Origin of the sequence: Occallatibacter sp. (assembly GCF_049582745.1) — a bacterium.
Lineage (GTDB): Bacteria > Acidobacteriota > Terriglobia > Terriglobales > Acidobacteriaceae > Telmatobacter.
Genome location: NZ_JBAUUO010000095.1, coordinates 1 through 25,644, shown reverse-complemented (window position 1 = coordinate 25,644; position 25,644 = coordinate 1). Strand labels below are relative to the sequence as shown.

At 59.1% G+C, this 25,644-nt stretch carries 20 protein-coding genes; 7 read left to right on the top strand and 13 right to left on the bottom strand.

Annotated features, from left to right (window positions below):
* Positions 1 to 381 precede the first annotated feature (381 nt).
* Entirely contained in the window at positions 382 to 1,410 is a 1,029-nt protein-coding gene (locus WCA10_RS14625) for an L-rhamnose/proton symporter RhaT (protein WP_472823273.1), read from the bottom strand.
* A gap of 380 nt (positions 1,411 to 1,790) precedes the next feature.
* Between WCA10_RS14625 and WCA10_RS14620 the strand changes: the two genes are divergently transcribed.
* From WCA10_RS14620 to sdhB, 6 genes are all read left to right on the top strand, one after another.
* Positions 1,791 to 2,414 carry a non-canonical purine NTP pyrophosphatase gene (locus WCA10_RS14620; protein ID WP_472823272.1) on the top strand — a complete coding sequence of 208 codons (624 nt, stop codon included), beginning with the start codon at positions 1,791 to 1,793 and terminating at the stop codon, positions 2,412 to 2,414.
* A 26-nt stretch (positions 2,415 to 2,440) separates the two neighbouring features.
* Positions 2,441 to 4,837 (top strand): TonB-dependent receptor, encoded by a 2,397-nt coding sequence (locus WCA10_RS14615; RefSeq protein ID WP_472823271.1) that lies wholly within the window; start codon positions 2,441 to 2,443, stop codon positions 4,835 to 4,837.
* 426 nt (positions 4,838 to 5,263) lie between these two features.
* On the top strand, positions 5,264 to 6,016 hold the full coding sequence (locus WCA10_RS14610) for a succinate dehydrogenase/fumarate reductase transmembrane subunit (RefSeq protein ID WP_472823270.1): 753 nt from the start codon (positions 5,264 to 5,266) through the stop codon (positions 6,014 to 6,016).
* Positions 6,017 to 6,052: 36 nt separating this feature from the next.
* A complete protein-coding gene (locus WCA10_RS14605) occupies positions 6,053 to 6,550 on the top strand; it encodes a carboxymuconolactone decarboxylase family protein (RefSeq protein ID WP_472823269.1) in 498 nt (165 codons plus the stop codon).
* Positions 6,551 to 6,603: 53 nt separating this feature from the next.
* On the top strand, positions 6,604 to 8,382 hold the full coding sequence (gene sdhA / locus WCA10_RS14600; RefSeq protein WP_472823268.1) for a succinate dehydrogenase flavoprotein subunit: 1,779 nt from the start codon (positions 6,604 to 6,606) through the stop codon (positions 8,380 to 8,382).
* Positions 8,383 to 8,796: 414 nt separating this feature from the next.
* Positions 8,797 to 9,546 (top strand): succinate dehydrogenase iron-sulfur subunit, encoded by a 750-nt coding sequence (gene sdhB, locus WCA10_RS14595; RefSeq protein ID WP_472823267.1) that lies wholly within the window; start codon positions 8,797 to 8,799, stop codon positions 9,544 to 9,546.
* A 569-nt stretch (positions 9,547 to 10,115) separates the two neighbouring features.
* Here sdhB and WCA10_RS14590 read toward each other — a convergent pair.
* From WCA10_RS14590 to WCA10_RS14535, 12 genes are all read right to left on the bottom strand, one after another.
* Positions 10,116 to 11,663 (bottom strand): NADH-quinone oxidoreductase subunit N, encoded by a 1,548-nt coding sequence (locus tag WCA10_RS14590; RefSeq protein WP_472823266.1) that lies wholly within the window; start codon positions 11,661 to 11,663, stop codon positions 10,116 to 10,118.
* A complete protein-coding gene (locus WCA10_RS14585; RefSeq protein ID WP_472823265.1) occupies positions 11,660 to 13,168 on the bottom strand; it encodes a complex I subunit 4 family protein in 1,509 nt (502 codons plus the stop codon). The genes WCA10_RS14590 and WCA10_RS14585 overlap by 4 nt, the downstream gene beginning before the upstream one ends.
* Before the next feature lie 5 nt (positions 13,169 to 13,173).
* Positions 13,174 to 14,709: a complex I subunit 4 family protein gene (locus tag WCA10_RS14580; RefSeq protein ID WP_472823264.1), complete on the bottom strand. Its 1,536-nt coding sequence runs from the start codon at positions 14,707 to 14,709 to the stop codon at positions 13,174 to 13,176.
* A complete protein-coding gene (gene nuoL, locus WCA10_RS14575) occupies positions 14,706 to 16,778 on the bottom strand; it encodes an NADH-quinone oxidoreductase subunit L (RefSeq protein ID WP_472823263.1) in 2,073 nt (690 codons plus the stop codon). The genes WCA10_RS14580 and nuoL overlap by 4 nt, the downstream gene beginning before the upstream one ends.
* A gap of 7 nt (positions 16,779 to 16,785) precedes the next feature.
* Positions 16,786 to 17,100 (bottom strand): NADH-quinone oxidoreductase subunit NuoK, encoded by a 315-nt coding sequence (nuoK, locus tag WCA10_RS14570; protein WP_472823262.1) that lies wholly within the window; start codon positions 17,098 to 17,100, stop codon positions 16,786 to 16,788.
* Positions 17,100 to 17,600 carry an NADH-quinone oxidoreductase subunit J family protein gene (locus WCA10_RS14565; RefSeq protein ID WP_472823261.1) on the bottom strand — a complete coding sequence of 167 codons (501 nt, stop codon included), beginning with the start codon at positions 17,598 to 17,600 and terminating at the stop codon, positions 17,100 to 17,102. Before WCA10_RS14565 ends, nuoK begins: the two co-directional genes overlap by 1 nt.
* A 123-nt stretch (positions 17,601 to 17,723) precedes the next feature.
* A complete protein-coding gene (gene nuoH, locus WCA10_RS14560; protein WP_472823260.1) occupies positions 17,724 to 18,899 on the bottom strand; it encodes an NADH-quinone oxidoreductase subunit NuoH in 1,176 nt (391 codons plus the stop codon).
* The gene (locus WCA10_RS14555) at positions 18,896 to 19,564 is read right to left on the bottom strand and encodes a 4Fe-4S dicluster domain-containing protein (RefSeq protein ID WP_472823259.1); all 669 of its coding nucleotides are present in this window, start codon (positions 19,562 to 19,564) and stop codon (positions 18,896 to 18,898) included. Before WCA10_RS14555 ends, nuoH begins: the two co-directional genes overlap by 4 nt.
* A gap of 99 nt (positions 19,565 to 19,663) precedes the next feature.
* On the bottom strand, positions 19,664 to 20,836 hold the full coding sequence (locus WCA10_RS14550; RefSeq protein WP_472823258.1) for an NADH-quinone oxidoreductase subunit D: 1,173 nt from the start codon (positions 20,834 to 20,836) through the stop codon (positions 19,664 to 19,666).
* Between the two features lie 11 nt (positions 20,837 to 20,847).
* On the bottom strand, positions 20,848 to 21,531 hold the full coding sequence (locus WCA10_RS14545) for an NADH-quinone oxidoreductase subunit C (protein ID WP_472823257.1): 684 nt from the start codon (positions 21,529 to 21,531) through the stop codon (positions 20,848 to 20,850).
* A 106-nt stretch (positions 21,532 to 21,637) separates the two neighbouring features.
* Entirely contained in the window at positions 21,638 to 22,252 is a 615-nt protein-coding gene (locus WCA10_RS14540; RefSeq protein WP_472823256.1) for an NADH-quinone oxidoreductase subunit B, read from the bottom strand.
* Positions 22,253 to 22,379: 127 nt separating this feature from the next.
* Entirely contained in the window at positions 22,380 to 22,751 is a 372-nt protein-coding gene (locus tag WCA10_RS14535; RefSeq protein ID WP_472823255.1) for an NADH-quinone oxidoreductase subunit A, read from the bottom strand.
* A gap of 339 nt (positions 22,752 to 23,090) precedes the next feature.
* Here WCA10_RS14535 and WCA10_RS14530 point away from each other — a divergent pair, with 339 nt between their 5' ends.
* On the top strand, positions 23,091 to 25,457 hold the full coding sequence (locus WCA10_RS14530; protein ID WP_472823254.1) for a tetratricopeptide repeat protein: 2,367 nt from the start codon (positions 23,091 to 23,093) through the stop codon (positions 25,455 to 25,457).
* Positions 25,458 to 25,644: the final 187 nt, after the last annotated feature.

Here is a 25,644-nt window from a genome sequence, read left to right as displayed (position 1 = left end):
AATCTATGCGCAAGCCTTCCACGCCCTGCGCTGCTGAAATCCAAGATCGATCGGTTCCGTCAACTGTACCCCCACCGGTTCTGAACTCTCAGCCAGAGGAGCTCTGCGCAAAACTCACGTCCACCCTGCTTACCCGGGCCGCGCCCTCGGCGCATACTGCCCCTCGATGCAACTCACAAGCCGCCAAAACACGCACGCTAAGCTTCAACCTCAAAAAACTCAGTACGTGTGAGACATCCAGGCTAATCAATCTCGATCCCAACACACAAATGCCGGAGCAATCGCTCCGGCATTCCCTTTTTGTTACTCCTTACTCCCTTATCCCATTTTCCCCTTTTCCCTTTGTCCTTTTGTCCCTCTTGTCCCCTCGTTCCCTGTTCTTCACGTCGCCAACCCCACCAGGTTCGCCGCCGCAATAATCACCACAATCCCCACCCATAACAATCGGATCGACCGGCTCGACACACCCGCCCACTCACCCAGCGCCAGCCCCACAATCCCGCCAAATAAAACATACCCGCTCATGTGCAGCATCCAGTTCACATAACTCAAGCGTTCCGGAATCTTCGCAGCCCCCCACGCATAAAAGAAAAACTGCAGATACCACATGATTCCGCCCGTCGCCGCCAGTGCCGCATTCCTCCCAATCACTCCGCCAGGTTGATGCAAATCATCTCCCAGCGAGATCTTCTTCACCATCGCCAGCCTTCCAAAGCAATAAGCAAAATTAACCAGCGCGCCCCCACCCATGATGAACACATAACTCGGCAGCGCCGAATACAAAGGATTCACCCCCGCCTGCAGAGCCGCGGCCTGCATCGGCTTCGCCGCGTTCATCGCGAACGACATCCCGGAGGAAAAGATGCCGCACATCACCGCCAGCGCCAGTCCAAGCAGCACATTGAACTCCGTCGGCCCGCCACTCTTCAACGGCATCTCTTTCATGTGTCCCGCATACGAAACAATGGCCACGCCCGTCAGAGCCACTACGATGCCCGCCATCGTCAACAGCCCGCTTCTCGTTTCGAACAGCAATCCAGCCTGCCCATTCAACAGCGGTGGAATCAGCGTCCCCACCACCAGCGTCACTCCAATCGCCACGCCGATTCCCAGCGACATCCCCAGGTACCGCATCGTCAGTCCATAACTCACATTCCCCACGCCCCACATGGCTCCGAACAACGCCATCCGCAACAACACACCCGACGGAATCGACCCGTAGAACGCGCCGAAATGCGGCAGCAGCAGATAGCTCACACTTATCGGCAGCAGCACCCACGAGAAAATTCCCGCGACCGCCCACGTCGTCTCCCACGACCAGCGCTTCACCTTCTCAATCGGCGCATAAAACGAAGCAGCCGAAGCCGCGCCCACCATGTGCCATCCGATCCCCGCAACGATCCCCGTCATCCATCCCCCGAATCAAACGAGTTTCTCAACATCACCAGCCATCCTACGTTGACCGGTCAACTCCGCGCTTCTTTTCTCCGCGCTCCCCTCTTTCTCGCTCGGCGCCACTCACAGTCGCCCACACGCACACCTTGTCATTCCGACCGACCAACGGGAGTGGAGGAACCCGCAGTTGCTTTTCTCCGCCTCACCACAAATTGCGGATATCCAACAGCCCGCCCAGAGCTTCTACAGTGGGTCTCGCCTCTGAGACACGGGAAAAACTGAATCACAAAGGCCTGTTACTCCCTACCCCCTCTTGAGTTCCTGTGTCCCAATGTCCCTATGTCCCTGTGTCCCAACTCCCAACTCCCCATCCCCCGCTCCTTTACACTCATCCCATGCCCCTCCGCCTCTACGTAGCCACCACCAGCCAGGGCAAACTGCGCGACTTCCGAACTGCAGCCGAAACGCACGCCGTCTCCATCGACCCACTCCCGGATCTAGCCGACATCGAACCGCCCGAAGAAGACGGCGACACCTTCGCCGAAAACGCTACCCTCAAAGCCGTCTATTACTCCCAGTTCGCCCCCGGCGCTCTCGTCCTCGCCGACGACTCCGGCCTTGAAGTTGACGCCATCTCCGGAGCTCCCGGTGTCCGTTCAGCCCGCTTCGCCGCCGATGCCGGCATGATTGACTCGCCCGACGCCAACGACAACACCGATGTCTGGAACAACATCGTTCTCCTCCAGCGCCTCGACGCCGTTCCGCCACCGCAGCGCACTGCCCGCTATCACTGTGTGCTTGTCGCCGCCCGTGACTGCCAGCCCGCACACATGGCCGACGGCACTGTCGAAGGCATGATCCTCAACGCCCCGCGCGGCACCGGAGGCTTCGGCTATGACCCCCTCTTCTATCTGCCAAAACTCGACCGCACCATGGCCGAAATCGATCTCCAGACCAAGCTCTCCTTCAGTCACCGAGGCCGAGCCCTCGCCGCTCTTCTTGCCCAACTGAATGTCTGATCCCCGTTGAGAGCGCACTCACCTTCATGCCCGGTACTCACAAAATTCAGTGCGCCTTCGCCCCGGAAACCCTCGACCGCATCAAATTCAGAGTGACATTGAAAGAACTCCGGTCACTCATCCTCTTTGCCTTCTCCATCCTCACCCTCGCCTACGGTCAGGCAAACGAGGGAACCCTTCGCCTGCGCGTAATCGACGCCACCGGCCATCCGATCGAAACACCGATTCAACTCAACAGTCACGGAAATCAATTCTCGAAGACCCTCACCACCGACTCCGACGGCACGCTCACCATCACTCATCTGCCCTTTGGCATGTACCACATCGACATTCAGCGCCCCGGCTTCGCCGCGATCTCCCAATCCGTTGAAATACGTTCCGCCGCGCCCATCAAACTCTCCCTTCAATTTGAGATCACTACGCTCACCGAATCCGTAACAGTGCATACGCCCGATACCCTTCTCTCCCCCGACGAGCCCGGCACCGTCAATATGCTCGGCACGCAGCAGATCAGAACCCGGCTCGGCTCCGTTCCCGGCCGCTCCCTGCAGGACCTCGTCAACACCCAGCCCGGCTGGCTTTACGAAGGAAGCGCCGTCCTCCATCCCCGCGGATCGGAATACCAGACCCAATTCGTCATCGACGGCGTCCCGCTCACTGACAACCGCTCGCCCGGCTTCGGACCCGAAATCGATACCGACGAAATCCAGTCTCTCAACATCTACACCGCTGGAATCCCCGCCCAGTATGGCCGCAAAATGGGCGGCGTCATCGAAGTCGACACCACGCAGATTGCGCGGTCCGGCCTGCACGGTCGGCTCACACTCGACGGCGGCAGTTTCGCATCCGCTGGCGCATCTAGCCAGGCCCAATATTTGCGCGGCAAGAATTCCATCGGCGCCACCGCTTCCGGCAGCCGCACCGACCGCTACCTCAATCCGGTCGTTCCGCAGAATTTTTCCAACACCGGCACGCTCGGCGATTTCGCTCTCCACTACGAGCGCAATCAAACACCCAACGACAAGGCCACGGTCAGCCTTCGCCGCGAGTTCTCCCGCTACGACATTCCCAACGAATTCCTCCAGCAGTCCGCTGGCCAGCGCCAGACCGCCGCCAACGCCGAGACCATGGGCATCGCCTCCTGGCAGCACAACCTCTCCGATCGCACCTCCACCGACGCGCATGCAATGCTCCGCGACAAGACCACCCGTTTCAACTCCAACTCGAATTCCACCCCCATCGCAATCTCCCAGCACGACAACCTCCGCGAAGCCTACTTCAACTTCACCGCCACCTTCGATCGCGCCCAGCACGAGTGGAAAGCCGGCGTCGACTCCGACAACACCTTCCTGCGCGAGCCCCTCAATTACCTCATCACCAACCCCGCGCAATTCGACGCCGGAACCGCCCCATCCTTCGCGTTCACAGGCAGTCGTCCCGACCTCGAGCAGTCCGCGTTCCTCCAGGACACCATCCACCTCCATAACTCCACCATCGCTGCCGGCCTCCGCTGGGATCACTATCGGCTCCTTGTCAATCGCCAGGCCCTTGAGCCTCGCGTCGCGATCTCTCACTTCATCCCGGCCGCGCAACTCGTCCTTCACGCTTCCTACGATCGCGTCTTTCAAACCCCCGCCACCGGCAACATCCTGCTCTCCAGTTCGCCCCAGGTTGATTCCATCTCTCCCGCCAAATTCCTCCGTCTTCCCGTCAACCCATCCACCGGCGACTACTACGAACTCGGCGTCAGCAAGGAACTGGCCAACGAGCTCCGCATCGACACCAACTACTTCCGCCGCTTCCTTTTGAACTTCGCCGATGACAACCAGCTCCAGAACACCACCATCGCGTTCCCCATCGCCTTCCGCAAGGCCATCATCTATGGCTTCGAGGCCAAGCTTGAACTGCCCGGTTGGCGCGGCTTCAACGGCTTCGCCAGCTACTCCTTCCAGGTTGGCAACGTCTGGTTCCCCGTCAGCGGCGGACTCTTCCTCGGCTCTGACGCCTCCGATGCCGCATCCGCACTCACCGGACACGTCCCTAACTCGCAGGATCAGCGCAACACCTTTCGCGGCCGCATGCGCTACCAGATCAATCCCCGTCTCTGGTTCGCCGGCGGAGCTGAGTTCGACTCCGGCCTGCCCTTCGAATTCGAGGGCGACCCCAGCACTGTACTCGCCCAGTACGGTCCGCAGGTCCTCGCTCGTCTCAACTTCGATCGCGGACGCATCCTCCCCGCGTTGCTTCTCAATGCATCCGCCGGCGCAATCCTCCACCGCTCTGAGCGATTCACCACCACCCTCCAGGCCGACGGCGAAAACCTCAACAACACCCTCGATGTCCTCGATTTCGGCGGGCTCTTCTCCGGCAACGCCATCGGTCCTCCGCACAGTGCCTTTCTACGCGTTTCCACAACCTTCTAGTCATCCTGTCTCTAAAGTTCATAACGAAGAATCCGCTATCGTGTTCTATTTTCTGTTAACGGAGTTTCTTCATTGATTTGAAGGTGTGTCATTCTGAGCGAACGGGGCCCCGAACGTACCAGGGGCCCCGCAGAACGATAGCTCTGTGGGGTAGGTTCGGGGGTGGTGAGTCGAAGAATCTGCTTTTGTCCTTCCTGAGTTTCCAACGGACTTTGGAGACAGGACACCAGCGTTCACGTGTCCCACTTCGCAGCATCCCAAGCGCCCTGCTTTCATATCTCGAATACTTCGCAGCCACCGCGCTTGACGATCGTTATCTGCGTTACGAATAATGCAGTTGTAACTGCGCTATATACGCCGTCCCTCAATCTGATACCTCACCGCTCCGGAATCAGGACCGCCGAAGCACTTAGGAGCCACATCTCAATGGCAACTGTCCAAAATCCTGCTACGCCCAAGCTTCACGCCGGCGTGCAGCCGCTTCGTGCCGGTCAGGGAACCTCCTTCATCTGGCGCAAGCTGCATTCGCTCCTCGGCATCATCCCCATCGGAGCCTTCTTTCTTGAGCACCTGCTTTCCAACTTCGAAGCGCTCAAAGGCCCCATCGCCTACGGACAACAAGTCAAGTTCCTTAATTCCCTGCCTCTGGTCCGCGTGCTCGAATGGGTCTTCATCTTCCTGCCCATCCTCTATCACGGACTCTACGGCCTCTACATCTGGTTCCGCGGCAAGGCGAACGTGGTCTATTACCCGTGGGCAGGCAACTGGATGTATGTCGCGCAGCGCTACACGGGGATCATCGCCTTCCTCTACATCGGCCAGCACGTTCTGCGCCAACGCTTCATGGGCATCAGCCTCCCTGAGAATCCCGGAGCAGCCTTCGCCAAAGTCCAGCACGAACTCGCCAATCCCTTCATGCTCGCCGTCTATGTCATCGCCATGATCGCCATCTGCTGGCACTTCGCCTATGGCATCTGGCTCTTCGCCGCCAAGTGGGGCATCACTCCCGGCGAATTAGCACGCAAGCGCTTCGGCTACGCATGCGCAGCCTTCGGCGTCCTCCTGCTCGTCATGGGACTCGCCAGCATCTGGGCCTTCATCAGCCACAAATATCAAAACACCCCCGAAATCGTGCCGGTGGCAATCGTGCAAATGCACATGCCACCCGTGTTGTCGTAGCTCCGCCCTCAGTTCGCCGTGGTTGAGGAGTTGAAGATGTCCAACAATCCGCGCATCACCAGCAAGGAGTTCCAGACCTACGCAGGCGCAGCCCACAACGCCATCGTCACCCTCAGCCAGGCCGTCGCCAATTCAAGCCTCGATCCCGAACCGCAGCAACTCGTCAAAATTCGCGCTTCACAAATCAACGGCTGCGCCTTCTGCACTCAGCTGCACCTCAATGAAGCGCGTCACATGGGCATGACGGCCCCCAAGCTCGACCTCGTCGCCGTCTGGCGCGAAGGAGGCATCTTCTCCGATCGCGAAAAAGCTGCCCTCGCCTGGACCGAACTTCTCACCCGCCTCTCCGAGCATCACGTCTCCGACGAAGATTACGCTGCCGTCTCCGCACACTTCTCACCCGATGAGCTGGCGTGGCTCAGCGCTGCCGTCGCCGTCATCAACACATGGAATCGCATCGCCGCGCCGTTCCAGTACGCTCCGCCGATTCCGCGTCACACCATTCAACCCGCGCATGAACCAGCGCAGGTCTAGCAAAAGTTTTCTCCTGCGCATTTTGCAGGCACGTTGAAAGGACTCTAAAGCGAATGGCAGCACCCAGAATCATCGTGGTTGGCGGAGGCTTGGCCGGGCTCGCAGCAGTCATCAAAATCGCGGAAGCAGGCGGAAGCGTCGACCTCTTCTCCATCGTTCCCGTCAAGCGCTCCCACTCGGTCTGCGCTCAAGGCGGTATCAACGCTGCCAAAAATCTCAAGGGCGAAGGCGACACCACCGACAAACATTTCGACGACACCATCTATGGCGGCGACTTCCTCGCCAATCAAACGCCGGTCAAAGCCATGTGCGAGGCCGCCCCCGCCATCATCGATCTCCTCGATCGCATGGGCGTCCCTTTCAACCGCACCCCTGAAGGCCTTCTCGACTTCCGCCGTTTCGGTGGCACCCTCTATCACCGCACCGCCTTCGCAGGCGCAACCACAGGCCAGCAGCTTCTCTACGCGCTCGACGAACAAGTCCGCCGCCACGAGTCCGAAGGCAAAGTCAAAAAGTACGAGGGCTGGGAGTTCCTCTCCTCGATTATCGACTCAAAGGGCGTATGCCGCGGCATCACCGCGATGAATCTCCGCACCATGGAGCTGCGCGCCTTCGCTGCCGACGCGGTCATCCTCGCCACCGGCGGCGTCGGCGCCCTCTTCGGCAAAAGCACCAACTCAGTCGTCTGCACAGGCTCCGCGCAATCCGCTGTCTTCCAGCAGGGCGCCTTCTACGCCAACGGCGAATTCATCCAGGTCCATCCCACTTCCATTCCCGGCGAAGACAAGCTGCGCCTCATGTCTGAGTCAGCTCGCGGCGAAGGCGGCCGCGTCTGGGTTCCGCGCACTCCCGGCGACAAGCGCCCCATTAAGCAGATCCCCGAGTCCGATCGCTTCTACTTCCTCGAGGAGTGGTATCCGAAATACGGCAACCTCGTTCCCCGCGATGTCGCCACCCGCGCCATTCACAAAATCGTCTACGAGCACGGCCTCGGGATCGACGGCCAGCCCATGGTCTACCTCGACCTCACCCACATCGACGAAGAAACTCTCAACCGCAAGCTCGAAGGCATCCTCGAAATCTACGAGAAGTTCGTCGGCGATGATCCCCGCAAAGTCCCCATGAAGATCTTCCCCGGCATGCACTACACCATGGGCGGCCTCTGGGTCGACTTCAACCAGATGACCAACATCCCCGGCCTCTTCGCCGCTGGGGAATGCGAGTATCAATACCACGGCGCCAATCGCCTCGGCGCCAACTCCCTCGTCAGTTGCATCTTCGGCGGATTCATGGCCGGACCAAACGCCATCAACTACGCAAAAAACTTGCCTGCGATAGAAGGCGATGGCGGAGCCGCAGCCGAACTCGCCCGCCAGGCCGAGATGAACAAGCAGCTCCTCTCCAACGAGGGCACCGAGAATCCCTTCAAGCTCTGGCGCGAACTCGGCGTCACCATGACCGAGCACGCCACCGTAATCCGCTACAACAAGGGCCTCCAGCAAGCCGACGAAAAAATCGTCGAACTTCTCGACCGCTTCCAGAACGTCAACCTGAGCGACAAGAGCCACTGGGCCAACACCAGCTTTGCTTTTGCCCGCCAGCTCTACAACATGCTCGAGCTCTCACGCTGCGTTGTAAAAGGCGCGCTCGTTCGCGATGAATCGCGCGGCGCGCACTACAAACCAGACTTTCCAGATCGCAACGACGAAAAGTTTTTGAAAACCACCAAAGCCAGCTTCACCGGCAACCCTGAAGGTCCCCGTCTCGAATTCGAAGACGTGGACATTCAATACATCAAACCGCGTCCCCGTCGTTACGACGCCTCGAAGTAACAAGCCCTATCCTCGTGGCGCTGTCATCCTGAGCGCACGGGGCCCCAAACGCACTTCAGTTTGGGGGTGGTAAGCGAAGGATCTGCTTCTTTTTTTGGTTTTGTTTCAGGGCACGACCCAAGTTGTTCCGCACGCGCCAGAGGCGCAAAGTTAGTTAGCCCCGCGCTTCAGCGCGGGGATGTTTGAGCAATACTCAAGCGCACGGGGCCCCAAACGTTGTTCGGTTTGGGGGTGGTAAACGAAGGATTTGCTTCAAGTTGTTCCGCACGCGCCAGAGGCGCAAAGTTAGTTAGCCCCGCGCTTCAGCGTGGGGATGTTTGAGCAATACTCATCCAGTCCCGTAGGGACGATATTTTGAACCGGCACAACGTCTGAAGCGCGGGACGAGCAACCAAACTGAGGAAACGCCAAACCATGGCAACCAAAACCGTAAAATTCGAAATCAAGCGCCAGGCCAGCCCCGACACACCATCCACCTGGGAAAACTTCGAGCTCGAATGGCGTCCCGGCATGAACGTCATCTCCGCCATGATGGAAATCGCCGCCAACCCCGTCACCGCCGACGGCAAGGGCACCACGCCTATCACCTACGACTCGAACTGCCTCGAAGAAATCTGCGGCTCCTGCGCCATGCGCATCAACGGAAAGGCCCGTATGGCCTGCTCCGCCCTCGTCGACAATCTCGAACAGCCCATCAAGATCGAGCCCCTCTCCAAGTTCCCTCTCGTACGCGATCTCCAGGTCGACCGCTCCGTCCTCTTTGAAAACCTGATGCGCGTCAGAGCCTGGGTACCCGTCGACGGCACTTACGATTTAGGTGCAGGCCCCCGCGTCTTCCCCCAGCAGCAGGAAGCCAATTACCCGCTCTCCAACTGCATCTCCTGCACCTGCTGCATGGAAGTCTGCCCGCAGTTCAACGAGGAGACAGGCTTCGTTGGCGCCGCCACCATCGCCCAGGTCAAGCTCTTCAACAATCACCCCACAGGACAAGTCTTCAAAGAAGAACGTCTCCGCGCCCTCGCCGGCGATGGCGGAATCCAGGAGTGCGGCTTCGCGCAAAACTGCGTCGAGGCATGCCCCAAGCAGATCCCCCTCACCAACGCCATCTCCGACATCAGCCGCGACGTCCTTATCCAAAAGGCCAAAGACTTCCTCCGCGGCTGAGTTCGCCCCACGCTGAAGCGCAGTGATTGCCAGCCCCGTGCCAAAGCCCGCGCCGTAGGCGCAGTGGTTGCTAGCCCCGCGCTTCAGCGTGGGGTAACGTAGCCATTTTTCCGGAGTCCCGTAGGGACGGCGAGACCAAGTATTCTCTGGTCGATGATCGTTTCCACCCATACAGACGGCGCCAAGATGAGGGTTCCCAAGCCTGCGCTGAGCTTGCGGAAGGACCCCTCGCTTTTTGGGACCGGGATATCGAAATGAACTCGGGCCGGTTACAGCTACAAAAATGCCAAGCCCTTCTCAAAAAACATTCCTCTAACTAACTCATTCCAAAAGAAAAAATCTCCTCGATGTTTTGCATGGAATTTCGCCCGTTTGGCGCACAATGAAACCTGCATGGGATCGAGGAGAAGCCATACCCTCGCACGTGACGCCGGGTAGGCTCAAAGTCCTTTATTAAGAATACTCTACGACTAAGTTCAATCGGAAGAAGGCTTTGCAGAGAACTTTGTCCGTAAGCCGATGAAAACAGCGACTTTCTCTAAAAGAGTGCGGAGGGGGGAGGGGGGTCCTCACATCCCCGCGTAGAAGCCAGCCATCCAACTCTGCAGCAACCCCGGCAGGCACCCCAGCACCACCACCGCCAGCGCTGTCACCACCAGCACGCCCATCGTCACCGCGTTCGCCTTCACCGGCGTCTCATCCACCGCCGGCATCACAAACACCCGCTTCAGAACCTGCAGGTAATAGTAGAGCGACACCGCGCTCATCGCCACCGCCAGCGCCACCATCCCCAGCCCCGCTCCGGCCGGATACACACGCAAAACCGCCGCAAACAAATTGAACTTCGCCCAGAACCCCACCAGAGGCGGAATCCCCGCCAGCGAAAGGAACAACACCAACATGACCGCCGCCAGCAACCGGTTGCGCTTCACCAACCCCAGGAACGCATCCATCCGATCGCTGCCCCCCGCGCGCTCCACCACCGCCACCGCGCCGAACGCCCCAATCGTCGTCAACCCATACGTGAGGATGTAATACAGAATGGCCTGCGCACTCTGCGACGAATACGAGAAAAACGCCAGACCAAGCAAAATATATCCGGCGTGCGCAATCGCCGAATACGCCAGCAACCGCCGCACACTCGTCTGCCCCAGCGCCGCCAGGTTTCCCAGCACCATCGACGCCAGAGCCAGCACAATCAGGATCTCATTCCATGCGTTCCGAAAGCCAAGATAAACCGGTCCCGGCTGCGAATGAAATCCAACGGAAACATAAACCCGGCCATGCATTCCGTCGAACAGATGCAATGCCGCCGTACTTATCCCGATCAACAGCGCAAAACTCGCCACCTTCGACACCGAAGCGATAAACGCCGCCGCCGGTGCAGGCGCGCCTTCATACGTGTCCGGCGCCCACAAATGAAAAGGCACCGCCGCCACCTTGAATCCAAGCCCCGCCGCAATCATCACCAGCGCCACGTACAGCAGCGGCGCCATCTCAGCCGCGTGCGGCCGATAAAGACCCAGCAGCATCCGATGAAGATTTGTCGATCCCGACAGGCCGTAAAGATAGCTGAACCCGAAAAGCAAAAACGCCGCCGACATCCCGCCGAAGAGGTAATACTTGATCGCCGCCTCGGCACTCTTGCCCGACTTCTTAGCAAACGCCGTCAGAATGTACAAGCCCAGGCTCAGCAACTCGAGCCCCACGAAGATAACCAGCAAATCCTGCGCCGCCGAAATGAGCAACCCGCCCGTCGCCGCCATCAGCACCACAGCAACATACTCGCCGACGTGCTGCGTGAAATCCGCGCCGACCAGAAGAAATAGAGTCAGCACTGTCAGCGTCAGAATCCCAACCTGCGCGATCGACGTGTATCCGCCCGCGCTCAACATCACGTCCACGCTACCCGGATACTTCAATCCACCGAACGCCTGGAACGGCAGCGCCAGCAACGCCGCTCCGCATCCAATCACACCTAGCAGCACGGCCGACATCACGCGCGTCTGCAGTGCCGCCTTGCGCAGAAAAGCAAGGTCCACCACCAGCACCAGCAATGAAGCAATTTCCAGCGCCGTCTCCGGCAGCGTCACGCGAAAGAGGTCTGCGTAGTTCATTGCATCCCTCCCGCAAGCAGCGCCTTCACCGCCGGTTCAATCGAATCCAGCAAAATCTTCGGATACACTCCGACAATCACCGTAGCCGCCATCAGCAGCGCCGTCCCTGCAATCTCGGGCCACGTAATCGCCTCAAACTTCAGCCAGCCTTCCTTCGGATGCTCTTCCGGCGTCGGCAGCCTGTCGCTGAAGAACGCCTTCTGCAGCGCGCGCCAGGTATACGCAACCCCCACCACGATCCCGACTCCGGCCGCAGCCGTCCACCACGGCTTCGCAATCCACGCTCCCACCAGCACCTGCAGCTCCGCCACAAATCCTGAGGACCCCGGCAGCCCCATCGACGCCATGCCCGCAATCACAAACGCCCACGCCGCAAACGGCATTCGCTTGCCAAGATGCATCGTTTCCAGTTCCGCCAGTTGCCGTGTGTGCGTTCGCTCATACACAATGCGCCCTACAATCGCGAACAGCAGTCCCGCAATCACGCCATGCGAAAACATCTGCAGCACGGCGCCCGTCACGCCGATCTGCTTCAGCGTCACCAGCCCCAGCAAAACAAATCCCATGTGGCTCACGCTGGAGTAGCCGATGACAAACTTGAAGTCCGTCTGCGCCAGCGCCACCAGCGCGCCATACACAATCCCAATCACCGCCAGGATCGCAAACACATCGCGCCACGACCCGATCCCCCCAAACGAAAATCCCCACGGATCCATCCCATGCGGAAACAATCCGATCGCCACGCGCAAACACCCGTATGCGCCCAGCTTCATCACCACACCCGCCAGCAGCATTGAAGCCGCCGTCGGCGCAGCCACGTGACCAGTAGGAGCCCATGTGTGAAACGGCCACAAGCCCGCAAGAATCCCAAAGCCGACAAACACCATCGGAAACAGCCACATCTGCTCGCTCACCGGCAAATTCGCATTCGCCAGCGCAACCAGTCCCGTCGAGTGGCTACCCGACATCGCATACGCCGCCAGCAGCCCGATCAACACCATCGCCGATCCCACAAACGAATACAGCGCCAGCTTCATCGCCGCGTATTCGCGCCGCGTCGATCCCCAGATCGCAATCAAAAAGTACTTCGGCACAATGGCGATCTCGTAAAACACAAACAGCAGGAAAAGATCAAAGCTCAGAAACACGCCATACACGCCGCCGATCAGCGCAAGGAAGAACGCAAAGAACTCATTCGTGCGTACCTCAATGTTCCAACTGAACAGCACGCCCGCCACCGCGGCCAATCCAGTCAGCAGCACCAGCACACGACTGATTCCGTCCGCGGCCAGCGTGAAGCGAATGCCCATCGACGCCACCCACGGCGCATCGATCAGCGTCACGCGTCCCTGACCTGCACCAGCCGCAAACCCGGCAATCGCAATCGCAAATCCCGTCACCGAAACGGCAAGCGCGAACCAACGAGCTAACGCCGCATTGCCCTTCGGCAGCAGCGCCAGCACCAGCGCACCGGCAAACGAGATGTAAATCGTCCAAGCCAACATCAGTCTTAAAATCTCCAATGCGCCAACAGATATTGCACCGTCGGATTCACATGTCCCACGATCAACGGCGGCACCACGCCAAGCAAAAACATCAATCCGATCACCGGCGCCATTCCCAGCCGCTCCCCGGCATGCAGATCAGGAAACTCCGCCCACCGTTCCGGCACAGGCCCGGTGAATACCTTCTGAATCACCGTCAAAATCACAGCTGCCGTCACGAGCAGTCCAAGCACCGAAAACGTCGCGGCCACCCATGACAGCGCAAACACTCCGCGGAATATGAGGAACTCGCCCACAAATCCATTCAGCCCCGGCAGCCCCAGCGAAGAGAACAGCGCAATCCCCATCAACCCAGCAAACACCGGAGCCGGCTTCCGCAATCCGCCAAAGTCGTCAATGCCACGAAGCCCACCGCTGCGAAACTGAATCATCGCAATAAACCAGAACAGTGCCGCCGCCGTCAGTCCGTGATTGAACATCTGCAGAATCACGCCATTCAGCGCAATCGCCTGGCTCGTGCCAACTGCAACTGTCGCACCACCCGGCACCGCGATTGCAAAAATTCCAAGCAAACAATACCCCAAGTGATTCACAGACGAGTACGCGAGCACGCGCTTCAAATCCTTCTGCGCCGCCGCGGCCCACGCACCCATCACCACTGTGATCACCGCCAGTACCAGCAACGGCGTTCTGATCTCCGCGATCTGCGCCCCGAAAAGCGGCAACGCAATCCGCAGCAAACCATACACGCCCATCTTCGACATCGCGCCCGTCAGCAGCATCGTCACCGGCGAAGGCGCCTCAGCGTACGCCGCCGGCAGCCACGTGTGGAACGGAGCCATCGGCACCTTGACCGCGAAGCCCGCCAGCACTCCAATTGCCAGCCACATCATCACCGGGCCTAAATGAGCGGTAACCTGCGCCTGCAGTGAGCCATCCGCAGCCATCGCCGCCAACTGGCCAAACTCCATCGATCCGGTGGAATAAAAAACGGCAAGGAAACTCAGCAGCAGCGCGACGCTTCCCGCCATCGTGTACACAAAAAACTGCGTCGCCGCCGGCCCGCGCTTCGGCCCTCCCCAAAGCTTGATCAGGAAGAACGCCGGTATCAGGCTCAGTTCCCAGAACAAAAACCAGTGAAAGAAATTAAGCGCCGTAAACGACCCGAACAGCCCCGCTTCCAACAGCAGAAGCAGCGCGAAAAAGAACCCAGGCTCGTGGTGCACGCGATGCGCCGCATCCACGCTCATCAGCGTCACCAGTGCCGAAAGCACCAGCATCAGCGCTCCCAGCCCATCGACTCCAAGGTGATACTGAATCCCCAGCGAAGGCACCCAGTTCGTATGCAGCTCCTCGAGCCCAATCGATCCATCACCGGGCAGGTGCAACCAGATCGCCAGCGACAACGCGAATGCAAGTGCGCCTGTTACCTGCGCCACACCACGCGCATGCTTGCCAGAGAAAAGAGCGATCGCCGCGCCGATGACCGGCAGCACCGTGATAATCGTAAGCCACGGAATTCCGTTTGCCATTGCGTTCATGAGCGGCCGCTCCAGATCAGGATCGCGGCCAGCACCACCACCGCCAGCGCCAGCAGCCGCAGATACATCTGCCCGCGTCCGGTCTGAACGCGCGCCAGCAGCCCGCCTCCCGTTGCAATCTCTTCGCAGCCCTTGTCAAAGCCTCCGTCCACCACATTCGTGTCGAGGAAGCGATTCGCTTGCGCCCATCCGCGAAACACCAGCGCTACGCCGGCAACGATCCCACCCCAAACACGCCGATCCAGCCAGTCCGCCACCCTCGCCCACCATGCATAAAACGCAATCACCGTCGCGCCGTACAACTCATCGATATAGAACTTGTCGCGCAGCACAGCCCACACTGGCGGCATCGCCTTCTCCAGCGCATCGGGCTCTTCGGCCGCCGGCGATTTGGCGCCATAGATCCACCAGCCCAACAAGAGTCCCGCGATTACCACCACCGACGATGTCAGCATCAACATCCCTAGCCCTGGTTCATCGAACCCTGCCCAACCAAACGTGGCCGCGTTCCCGTTGAGAAACCCCTTGAACCACGGCCACGCCGGCGTTCCAATCGCACCCAGCGTCACCGCAAAAAATGCCAGAATCGCCAGCGGCATCGTCATCACCCGAGGACTCTCATGCGCATGCCCATGCCCGCGCCACGTCCCAAAGAAGACGTAACTCACCTGCCGCGTCATGTAAAACGCCGTCAGCAGCGCGCCAAACACCAGCATGTAAAACGGAGCCTTCGCCACGCTCCAGTGCTGCGCCGCTTCAAGAATTCCGTCCTTGCTCCAGAAGCCCGAGAAGAAAAGCGGAAATCCGCACAACGCCAGCGTGCCGATTGCATACGTCCAAAACGTCAGCTGCATTGCGGGCTTTAGGCCGCCCATCTTCCGAATGTCCTGCTCTTCGTGAGCTCCATGAATCACCGAGCCCGCGCCCATGAACAGCAGCGCTTTGAAGAACGCATGCGTGATCAGGTGGAACATGCCCACCGCCACGCCGCCCACGCCAAGCCCAGCCATCATGTAGCCCAACTGCGACACGGTCGAGTAAGCCAGGATCCGCTTGATGTCGTTCTGCGCAACGGCAATCAGTGCAGCAAACACAGCCGTCGAAGCACCAACCCACGTCACCACCGTCAGCGACGTTGTTGTTCCACCCGCCGGCATTCCCGCCGCCATAAGCGGATAAACGCGGGCCATAAGATAAACACCCGCAGCCACCATCGTCGCCGCATGAATCAACGCCGACACCGGCGTAGGACCTTCCATCGCATCCGGCAGCCAAACGTGTAACGGAACTTGTCCGCTCTTCCCTACCGCTCCCGCAAAGATCAGCAGCCCGATCGCACCTGCCGCCGTCAACCCCCACGCCGAGTGGTGCACCAGCAGTCCACCCAGCGCCAGCGACTCCATCGATCCCGCACCATGGTCATAGAACAGCAGGGTTCCTGTTTGCGCGAACAACCACACAATTCCCAGCAGGAAAAACACATCGCCCACGCGCGTGGTCAAAAACGCCTTCTTCGCCGCTGCAGCCGCCGAAGGCTTCTGATACCAGAACCCGATCAGCAGATATGATGTGAGCCCGACGAGTTCCCAGCACATGAACAGCAGCAGAATACTGTTCGCAATCACCACGCCCAGCATCGCACCCGCAAAGAGACTCAGGAAGCAGAAGAAGCGAGTGTAGTTCTCATCGTGCTCCATGTAGCCGGTCGAGTAGATAAAGATCAGCAGCCCGACAACCGTGACCATCACCAGCATCACCGCCGCCAGCGGATCGAGCACCCATCCCAGTTCCAGCGAAGTCGTGCCCACCTGGATCCAGCTGAAGTTCACTACCTCGCGCACGGCATATCCATGCGACCACCCGCTTACCACATGTCCGAACGCCGCCAGTGCCAGAAGCAGCGAAAAGCCCAGCGATCCGATCGCGAGCCCCGACGACAGTTTCCGCATCGGCTGCTTCAGCAGCGCAATCACGCCGGCCGCCAACACCGGCAACGCCGGCACCAGCCACAGCCACTGCGCAATTCCGCTCGCCGCAAGTTGCGGAGTGAACGCCAATCCTTCTTGCATCACTCCGTCACCCTTTCATCCCGTTCATCTGGTCAAGGTCCGTCGTCTTCGCGTGGCGATAAATCGAAATCACCAGTCCCAATCCCACTGCTGCCTCTGCCGCGGCCACCGCAATCGAAAAAATCGCAAACATCATTCCCGTAAGCATTTCCGGATGCGGCCCATAGCGCCAGAACGCAATCAGATTCAAATTCGCCGCGTTCAGCATCAGCTCAATCCCGATCAGCACCATGATCGCGTTTCGCCGAGTCAGCGCGCCTGCCAATCCGATCGCGAAGATCAGCGCAGCCACCAGCAAATATCCGGTCAACGGCGTCGCCATCACTTCGTTCTCATTTTCTCGTGCATGGCCACAATCACCGCGCCAAGCAGCGCCGCTGTCAGTAGTGCCGCCACAATCTCGAGCGGCAACACGTACCGACCCATCAGTGCCTGCCCGATTTCATTCACTGTCACCTGCGGAGCAGCGGCTTCATTCGGCAACCATGGCCCTGCCCGCAGCACAGCCCAGGCCAGAACTGCAAACACGGCCGCCGCGATCGCCAGGCCTACAAGCCACGTCTTCGAGAAGACACCGTCCCTTGGCAGTTCCGACGCACGCGTCAACAAAATCGCGAACACCACAAGGATCGCAACCGCGCCCACATACACAAGAATCTGCGCAAACCCCACGAACTCCGCATCGAGCCGCAGAAAGAGGAAGGCAATTCCAAGAAACGACAGCGTCAGCGCCAGCGCGCAATGAACCAGGTTCTTTAGCAGCATAGCTGCCAGTGCACCACCCACGGCCAGCGCCGATATCAGATAGAAGATCAATCCCACCGCCAGCCGCTCCTTTCTCCCTGGGTGCCCAAGGTTTCGCTTTTGAGATCTGGGAGAATCCGAGTGCCCCATTCATGCGCGCACTTTGCGCATGAGTGGGAAACCACGAACCCACCCCTGCCCCTAGTCCGCATAACGATATGTTCTCGGCCCGAAGTGCTTCTTCCGCATCTCGGCATTCCCCATCACCACGTAAGCCAGCACCAACAGCGCCGAGCAAACCACCCAGCGCAGCCAACCCTCGCCCATAAAACGCCACAGCGCTGCGACAAACAGATTCAGCAGGCACATCGGCAGAACAAACTTCCACGCAAAATTCATCAGTTGATCCTGCCTGAGTCGCGGCAGTGTTCCCCGCAACCAGATGAACACGCAGATCCAGATTTCGACCTTACCAAAAAACCAGATCCACGACGGAACCCAGGCCAGGAACGAGAACGGCGCCGACCATCCTCCCAAGAAAAGAGTCGTGCCCAGTCCAGCCACAGCAAACATCTCCACGTACTCACCCAGGAAGAACAGCGCGAACTTGAAGCCCGAATACTCCGTGAAGTACCCTGCCACCAGCTCCGACTCGCCCTCCGGCAAATCGAATGGCGAGCGATTCGTCTCCGCAGTTGACGCGATCGCGAAAATCAGGAAACCCGCCAGGCCCCACGGAGTGAAGACGAACCAGTGAGGAAAGATGCCCGTGAAGTGGTTCTGTACTTCCACCATCTGCACCAGCGAGAGCGACCCCGTCATCATCACGATCACCACGCCCGACAGCAGCAGCGGCACCTCGTAGCTGATCATCTGCGCCACTGCGCGCATCGCGCCCAGCAGCGAATACTTGTTGCGGCTCGACCACCCCGCCATGAAGACCGACAGTTCCGTCGTCGCGCCCATCGCGAAAAAAAACAGCAGGCTTGCGTCCAGATTTACAAGCACCATGTTGCGGCCCATGGGCATCACCGCGAACATCATAAAGACCGCGACTACCAGCACTACCGGCGCCAGAAAATGCACGACCGCATCCGCATTCAACGGCACAATATCTTCCTTGGTCAGCGACTTGATGCCGTCCGCAACCGGCTGCAAAATTCCAAACGGACCTACGCGATTCGGGCCGTACCGATTCTGCATGCGGCCCAACCCCTTGCGCTCCATCAACACCGCGAGCGCAAATAGCGCGGGATACAGACAGACAATACACACCACGCTCAGAATCACGCCGACCGGCGCCTGCCATCCGCCAGGCAGGTATCCGAGAATCCAGTGCAACAGCAAAACGAACATCTGGTCGAGCCTGTCGATCATGCTTTCGGCTCTCCTTCACTCGGCTTCTGCGCTGGTGCCGCAGCGGGATTGCCCGGCGTCGCTCCAGCCGCAGCAGCCGTACTCGATGCCACAGCTGCCTTTGCCGCGGCCGCTTCCGCCGCTGCCTTCGCCTTCGCCTCTGCCTTTGCCTTCTCCTCAGCCAGTCGCGCATCCACCTCCGCCGCTTCGGTCGGATGAATCTTGTGGTAGTACTCGTTCGATTTCGCAAGCTCCTTGCGATCGAGCAGCAGCCCGCCAAAGCGGTCATCGGTGCTCAGTTCGAAATCCGTGTCCATCTTGATAGCTTCAAACGGACACACCTCGACGCAAATCTGGCAGCTCATGCACACTGAAATATCGATATCGAACTTGGCCGGGTAAATCTGCGGCTTCCCCACGTAGTCCGGCTTCTTGTCCTTGCTCTTTTCGATATAGATACACTTCGGCGGGCACTCTTTCTCGCAGATCTGGCAGGCTACGCATCGCAGCCCTGCCTCCCACTCCGGACCGTCAAATACGAGAAACGGAAATACGCGTGTGGCCTCGAACACAGGAGCCCGCTCTTCCGGGTACTGCACCGTCGTCAGCCGATCTTTTGAGACATAGCTCCCGGCAAAATTCCTCGCCGTCTCCGCCAGCCCCTTCAGAATCCCTTCACCCAGCAATTCAATCCTCCAGTTCAGAGTTCTAAGTTCCGAGTTCAAAGTTCCGAGCGCCACCGCACAATCAGGAACAGTGAACTACGAACTAAGAACTGTGAACTCTTACCTGTCAACTTCTCCAAGAACAATATCCACGCTTCCAAATATCAGCACGACATCTGCCACGTTCGCGCCGAGGGCCATGTCTTCCAGCACTGTCAGATTGATCAGGCTCGGCGGCCGCACCCGGTAACGATATGGGTTCGGGCTCCCATCGCTGATCAGATAAAATCCCAGCTCGCCCTTCGGCGCTTCAATCCGGCCATACGCTTCGCCCGCCTTCGGCCTGAATCCGCGAATCTTCGCCTTCGGATCCATCACAGGACCACTTGGAATCTCCTTCAGTGCCTGATCCAGAATCCCCAGCGATTCGCGAATCTCCAGCATGCGAATCATGTAGCGGTCATAAATGTCCCCATGATCGCCAAGCGGAACGCGGAACTTGAACCGGTCGTAGATCCCGTAGTGATCCACCTTGCGTATGTCGTAGTCCACACCCGATGCCCGCAGCATTGGACCCGTCACACCCGCATTCACCGCCAGCTCCGGCCGCAGAATACCCGTTCCCTGCGTGCGCGCCATCAGAATTTCATTGGTCTGCAGAAATGCTTCAAACTCATCGACAAATGCCGGCAGCGCCGCTACCACCTTGCGCGTCGCATCCAGCCACACGTCCGACGCGTCCACGCGGCAGCCGCCAAAGCGCATGTAGTTGCACATCATCCGCGACCCGGTCAGCGCTTCAAACAAATCCAGTATCTTTTCCCGCTCGCGAAACGCATACATCAGCGGCGTGCCGCTAGCACCCATTTCCTGCAAAAGGAATCCGATCGCCGAGGCGTGATTCTGCACCCGCGTCAGCTCGGCCAGAATTACCCGCAGATACTCGGCGCGCTCCGGTACTGCCTGTCCCACCAGCTTCTCGACTGCCAACGCATACGCCCAGTTGTTCGTCAGGGGGCAAATATAGTCCAGGCGATCCGTGTACGGCATCGATGCCAGGTAGCTCTGGCCTTCGCCCAGTTTTTCGTGATTGCGATGCAGATAGCCGAAGACTGGTTTCAGCCTCACCACGCGCTCGCCATCCAGCGCAAGGTCCATCCTGAAGACGCCATGCGTTGAAGGATGATGCGGCCCCATCGCAAGCTCGAGCAACTCGCTCTCGCGGTCCGTCTCAATCACCGGCGGCCGGTTCCACCCCTCCACCTTCTCCGTCTTGATTTCCGCTGCACCCATCAACGCGCGTCCTATTCCCTGTTCCCTAATCCCTGTTCTCTGTTTCTATGTTCTTGCGCCCTCTTCAGCACGTCATCATGCGCCGTCGGCTCGTACTCGAAATCACCCGGCTCCACATAATCCCTGCGCATCGGATGATCCTTGAACTCATCCCACATCAGGATCCGGCGTAAATCCGGATGCCCCCTGAACACAACGCCGAACAGATCGAATACCTCGCGCTCTTGAAACTCCGCCGATCGCCACACCGGTGTGAACGACGGCAACTCCACTTTGTCCAAACGGTTCTCCGTGCGCATCCTTAGCACAAGCGGTCCATGCTTCTTCGCCATCGAGAACAGGTGATACACAACTTCGAGATACCCCGGTTGCACATGCTTCCGAGTCTCTTCAACCGTCTCGTCCACCATCTGGACCTGTCCCGGTTCTCCGCCCTCCACAGGCTTTGAAACCCGCCGTGTCACTTTAACTTTCTCGGCGATCTCCTTGTCCGGCCAGTCCACACCCGTCACGTTTGAAAGAAAATCGAGCGCCAGATCTACGTCATCCCGCAGAAACGTCGCCACGGCAGTCGCGCTATCCGGTTTCAATCGAAGCGAGTGCTGCGCGCTGGGTCCGGGATTCGGCACAATCTCCACCCCGGCTCCTGGAACCGCCGCCTCAATCGCCGCCTTAATCTCCTCAACCGTCTTCACGATTCCCTGTCCACTGTTCCCTGTTTCACTTGTTCACTTCTTCACTTGTTTGCTTCTTCACTTCTTCACTCATTCACAGCTGTCCACTGTCCACTGTTCACTGCCGTCATTGAATAATCGTCGGTACCGTCCACACGTTCTTGTTCGCCGCCGGTTCCAGATCGTGCTCACCCTGGTTCGGAACGGGAAACTCTCCCGGCGCATCCGGGTCCAGATGCCGCGGACGACCCTCGCCTGTCAAAGGCTGCGCATCAATCTTCTTCTGCAGCGTGATGAACGCATGCAACAGCGCCTCCGGACGCGGTGGGCATCCCGGAATGTGCACGTCCACGGGAATGTACCGATCAATCCCCTTCAGCACGTTGTATCCCTGTTTGAACGGGCCCCCGGAAATCGCGCATGCGCCCATCGCAATCACATACCGTGGCTCGGCCATCTGGTTGTACAGCCGAACCACCTGCGGAGCCATTTTCTTGGTGACCGTGCCCGAGATGATCATCATGTCCGCCTGCCGCGGCGATGGCCGGAATACCTCCGCGCCAAACCGCGCCAGGTCGTAGCGCGCCATCGTCGTCGCAATCATTTCGATCGCACAGCACGCCAGGCCGAATTGCATCGGCCAGATTGAGCTGCGGCGACCCCAGTTATAGAGCTCCTCAATGGTCGTAACGAAGACGCCCTGCTTCCCCAGTTCGATCTTCAGATCCTGATCTACCGCCATGATTCGCTACGCTCCGATGAACAAGCAAGAGAGTGAAAAAGTGAATGAGAGTGAACAAGCAGACCTCTTTTCGCTCCCGCGTCCAGCCGTTCGATTTACTCATTCACTCATTCACGTCTTCACTTCCTCAAGCCCACGTCAACACGCCCTTGGCCCAAGCCCAGGCCAATCCCTCAATCAGTAGCAGCACAAACACCAGCATCGAAATGCATGCCGCTACACCCAGACCCGAAAACGCTACCGCAAACGGCAGCAGAAACACCGCTTCCACATCGAAAATCAGAAAAATGATCGCGTAAAGGTAATAGGCCGAGTGAAACCGCACCCAGGCATCACCTTTCGACTCCAGCCCACACTCGTAGATTGCATTCTTGATCCTGTTGGGCTTGGCCGGCGAAAACACCCTCTGCCACAGCCACGCAAGACCCAACGGAGCCAGCCCGAACCCGAGCGCGGCAACGAACAATACTGCGAGAGAGAAATAAGGACTCGATGCCATCTAGAAATTAATGATCTTACTCATCAACCGTACCAGTTTCGGCCCCGATTTGGCTAAGACGATGTGCGCTATGTCACCCGTCCAACGTCGATATACGCCCGTTCATCCCACTCTATGAACCGCTCACTGCAGACAACAAAAACGGCTGCAGTCAGACCGCTGCTCTTCTGTAATTGATGGTTCACGCGGACCAGCCGCCCTCATGTTGATCGCATAGCGCTCTCCACCCTTCGGTGGTAGACAGCCCAACCCCCACCCCTGCTACTGTTCAACTGTCCCCCGCAGCTTCCTCATCCACCTGCGGAGGCACCAAACATTCGTACGGGAGTCGCTTCAGAGATGCTCAAATCCTTGCCGCGTCGCTGGGCCATCATGGTTGTCCTCCTCGCCCTGCTTCTCACGGCTAACTTCTCAGTCCGCGCGGCCACTGACCCCATTGCTCCTGCTAGCCCGGTTCCCGCCTCCAGCACCTCTGCGCTGCCACCCGCCGCCTACACCGCCAACATCCACGTCACCGGCACCACCACCCAGTATCACGACTCCGTCTCCAGCCGCTACAACTACGCCTTCGGCAAGGAATCCCCCTTCCTGCCATCGAACGCCATGACCGCCAACGGTCAGTTCATCAATCCGCGCAGCGTACTCACGGCCGAATACTGCGGCCGGTGCCATCAGGAGGCCTACCACCAGTGGCGCCAGTCTGTTCACTCCAACAGTTTTCGCCAGCCCTGGTACCTGAAGAACGTCAACATGCTCATCGATGAGAAGGGCGTCCAGTTCTCGCGCCACTGCGAAGGTTGCCATAATCCCATCGCGCTCTTCTCCGGCGACCTCTCCCAGGGCATGCCCAAGAAACGTCCTTTCGAGCAGGAAGGCGTCACCTGCTCCGTCTGCCACGCCATCCAGTCGACTGACACCACTGGAACCGGCAGCTACGTCATGGGCATCCCGGCCGTCCTCGTCGACGAAAAAGGCGCGCCCATCACACGCCCTGTCTCCGATTCCGAGATCCTCGCCCACCTCGATCGCCACAAACAGGCCGTGATGCGCCCGCTCCTCGAGACTGCGGAATTCTGCGCCGCCTGCCACAAGGCCACCATCACCCGCTCGCTCGACGACTACAAGTTCCTCCGCGCCTTCACCGTCTACGACGAGTGGCAGGGCGCCAGCTTCACCAAACAGTCGCCCCTCCCCTTCTACGGCAAAGACACCGTCTCCACCTGCCAGACTTGCCACATGCCGCGCCAACCTCTGGCCGCCAACGCACAGGACGCGGGCGCCAAGGACGGAACCCTGGTCTCCCATCGCTGGCTGGGCGGCAACAGTCTCAACGCTGCCTACTACAAATTCGACGAGCAGTCTCAGAAACTCGTCGACTTCCTCAAAAACGGCATCGACGGCAAAGGCGTCCTCAACGTCGATATCTTCGCGCTGGAGAAGGAATCCCCTGCATCGAGTGAAGACACCACTGCGATCACGCAAATCGCTCCGTTAGGCCTGACCAATTTCTCGCTTTCTCCCAACAACATACTCATCGCCGACGTCGTCATCCAGAACAAGGGCATCGGCCATTCCTACATCCCCGAGCAGCGCGACTTTTACGAATCATGGGTCGCCTTCTCCGTCAAAGACAGCTCCGGCAAAGTTCTCGCTGAATCCGGATTCATTCAGCCCGATGGCAACCTCGATCCCTCCGCTCACTCGTTCACCAATCGCCTCATCAACATCAAAGGTGAACTGAATGCGCTCCACGAGATCTGGCACAACCGCGTGCTGGCTTACAACAACACCATCCAGTCCGGCCGCTCGCAGCTACTCCGCTACCGATTCCGCCTGCCCAAGGCCGCATCCGGAGCCGTCACCATCACCGCCACCGTAAAGTACCGCCGCTTCAATCAGCACTTCATCGACTTCGCAATAACGCAGACGGGCCTGAAAGAGCCGAAGCCCTATCCACAGCCCATCCTCGAGATCGCCACCGAATCCCGCACCCTGAACATCGGCGACAATTCTCCCTCCCCCCCGCTGCCTGGCGAGAATCCCCAATGGATGCGCTGGAATAACTACGGCATCGCCCTCCTCGACGCCTTCCAGTACGAAGCCGCCGTCCAGGCCTTCCAGCACGTCGCCGACCTCCGCCCCGGCTACGCCGACGCCTACACCAACATGGCGATTGTCGAAATCTCCTGGGAGCGCTACAACGACGCCAAGCCACATCTCGCTAAGGCCCTGTCGCTGCTCCCCGGCGATCCCCGCGCCCTCTACTATCGCGCCATCGTCGAGCGCAACGCCGGCCAAATCAGCGAAGCCGTCACCGACCTTCAGGCCATGCTCCAAAAATATCCGTTAGCCAAAGACGGACTTCGCGAACTCGGCTTCAGCTACTTCCAGCAGCACGACTACGCCAAGGCCCGCGACGAATACGAAAAGCTCCAGGCCATCGATCCCGATGATCTAGCTGCGCACTATCAGCTGGCCATTCTCTACCGCCGCCTCGGCGAAAAACAAAAGGCCGCTATCGAGTCAGCCAAATTTGCCGACCAGAAAGACGACCCCACCGCCAGCACCTACGCCCTGGAATTCCTCCGCAAACATCCCGAAGTCGCCAGCGAATCCGTTGTATGGCACACCCACGACTTAACCGGCGACCCCATCAAGCAACCCACAAAGATCGAATACAAATACATCCCCGGCGCAGGAATCTGATTTCTTCAAGGCGATTATCTTGATCATGCCAAAAGAAAACGACGCCGTTCGCGTTGATGGCTAGCCTGGATGTCTCACACGTACTGAGTTTTTTGAGGTTGAAGCTTAGCGTGCGTGTTTTGGCGGCTTGTGAGTTGCATCGAGGGGCAGTATGCGCCGAGGGCGCGGCCCGGGTAAGCAGGGTGGA

What these genes read in the sequence shown, in the direction of transcription:
- WCA10_RS14620 (WP_472823272.1), top strand. Translation starts at nt 1,791, where the DNA reads ATGCCCCTCCGCCTCTACGTAGCCACCACCAGCCAGGGCAAACTGCGC.
- WCA10_RS14540 (WP_472823256.1), bottom strand. Translation starts at nt 22,252, where the DNA reads ATGGCGGTAGATCAGGATCTGAAGATCGAACTGGGGAAGCAGGGCGTC.
- sdhB (WP_472823267.1), top strand. Translation starts at nt 8,797, where the DNA reads ATGGCAACCAAAACCGTAAAATTCGAAATCAAGCGCCAGGCCAGCCCC.
- WCA10_RS14550 (WP_472823258.1), bottom strand. Translation starts at nt 20,836, where the DNA reads ATGGGTGCAGCGGAAATCAAGACGGAGAAGGTGGAGGGGTGGAACCGG.
- WCA10_RS14610 (WP_472823270.1), top strand. Translation starts at nt 5,264, where the DNA reads ATGGCAACTGTCCAAAATCCTGCTACGCCCAAGCTTCACGCCGGCGTG.
- WCA10_RS14535 (WP_472823255.1), bottom strand. Translation starts at nt 22,751, where the DNA reads ATGGCATCGAGTCCTTATTTCTCTCTCGCAGTATTGTTCGTTGCCGCG.
- WCA10_RS14615 (WP_472823271.1), top strand. Translation starts at nt 2,441, where the DNA reads ATGCCCGGTACTCACAAAATTCAGTGCGCCTTCGCCCCGGAAACCCTC.
- WCA10_RS14580 (WP_472823264.1), bottom strand. Translation starts at nt 14,709, where the DNA reads ATGAACGCAATGGCAAACGGAATTCCGTGGCTTACGATTATCACGGTG.
- WCA10_RS14590 (WP_472823266.1), bottom strand. Translation starts at nt 11,663, where the DNA reads ATGAACTACGCAGACCTCTTTCGCGTGACGCTGCCGGAGACGGCGCTG.
- WCA10_RS14585 (WP_472823265.1), bottom strand. Translation starts at nt 13,168, where the DNA reads ATGTTGGCTTGGACGATTTACATCTCGTTTGCCGGTGCGCTGGTGCTG.
- WCA10_RS14530 (WP_472823254.1), top strand. Translation starts at nt 23,091, where the DNA reads ATGCTCAAATCCTTGCCGCGTCGCTGGGCCATCATGGTTGTCCTCCTC.
- nuoH (WP_472823260.1), bottom strand. Translation starts at nt 18,899, where the DNA reads ATGATCGACAGGCTCGACCAGATGTTCGTTTTGCTGTTGCACTGGATT.
- nuoK (WP_472823262.1), bottom strand. Translation starts at nt 17,100, where the DNA reads ATGGCGACGCCGTTGACCGGATATTTGCTGGTGGCTGCGCTGATCTTC.
- WCA10_RS14625 (WP_472823273.1), bottom strand. Translation starts at nt 1,410, where the DNA reads ATGACGGGGATCGTTGCGGGGATCGGATGGCACATGGTGGGCGCGGCT.
- WCA10_RS14605 (WP_472823269.1), top strand. Translation starts at nt 6,053, where the DNA reads ATGTCCAACAATCCGCGCATCACCAGCAAGGAGTTCCAGACCTACGCA.
- nuoL (WP_472823263.1), bottom strand. Translation starts at nt 16,778, where the DNA reads ATGCAAGAAGGATTGGCGTTCACTCCGCAACTTGCGGCGAGCGGAATT.
- sdhA (WP_472823268.1), top strand. Translation starts at nt 6,604, where the DNA reads ATGGCAGCACCCAGAATCATCGTGGTTGGCGGAGGCTTGGCCGGGCTC.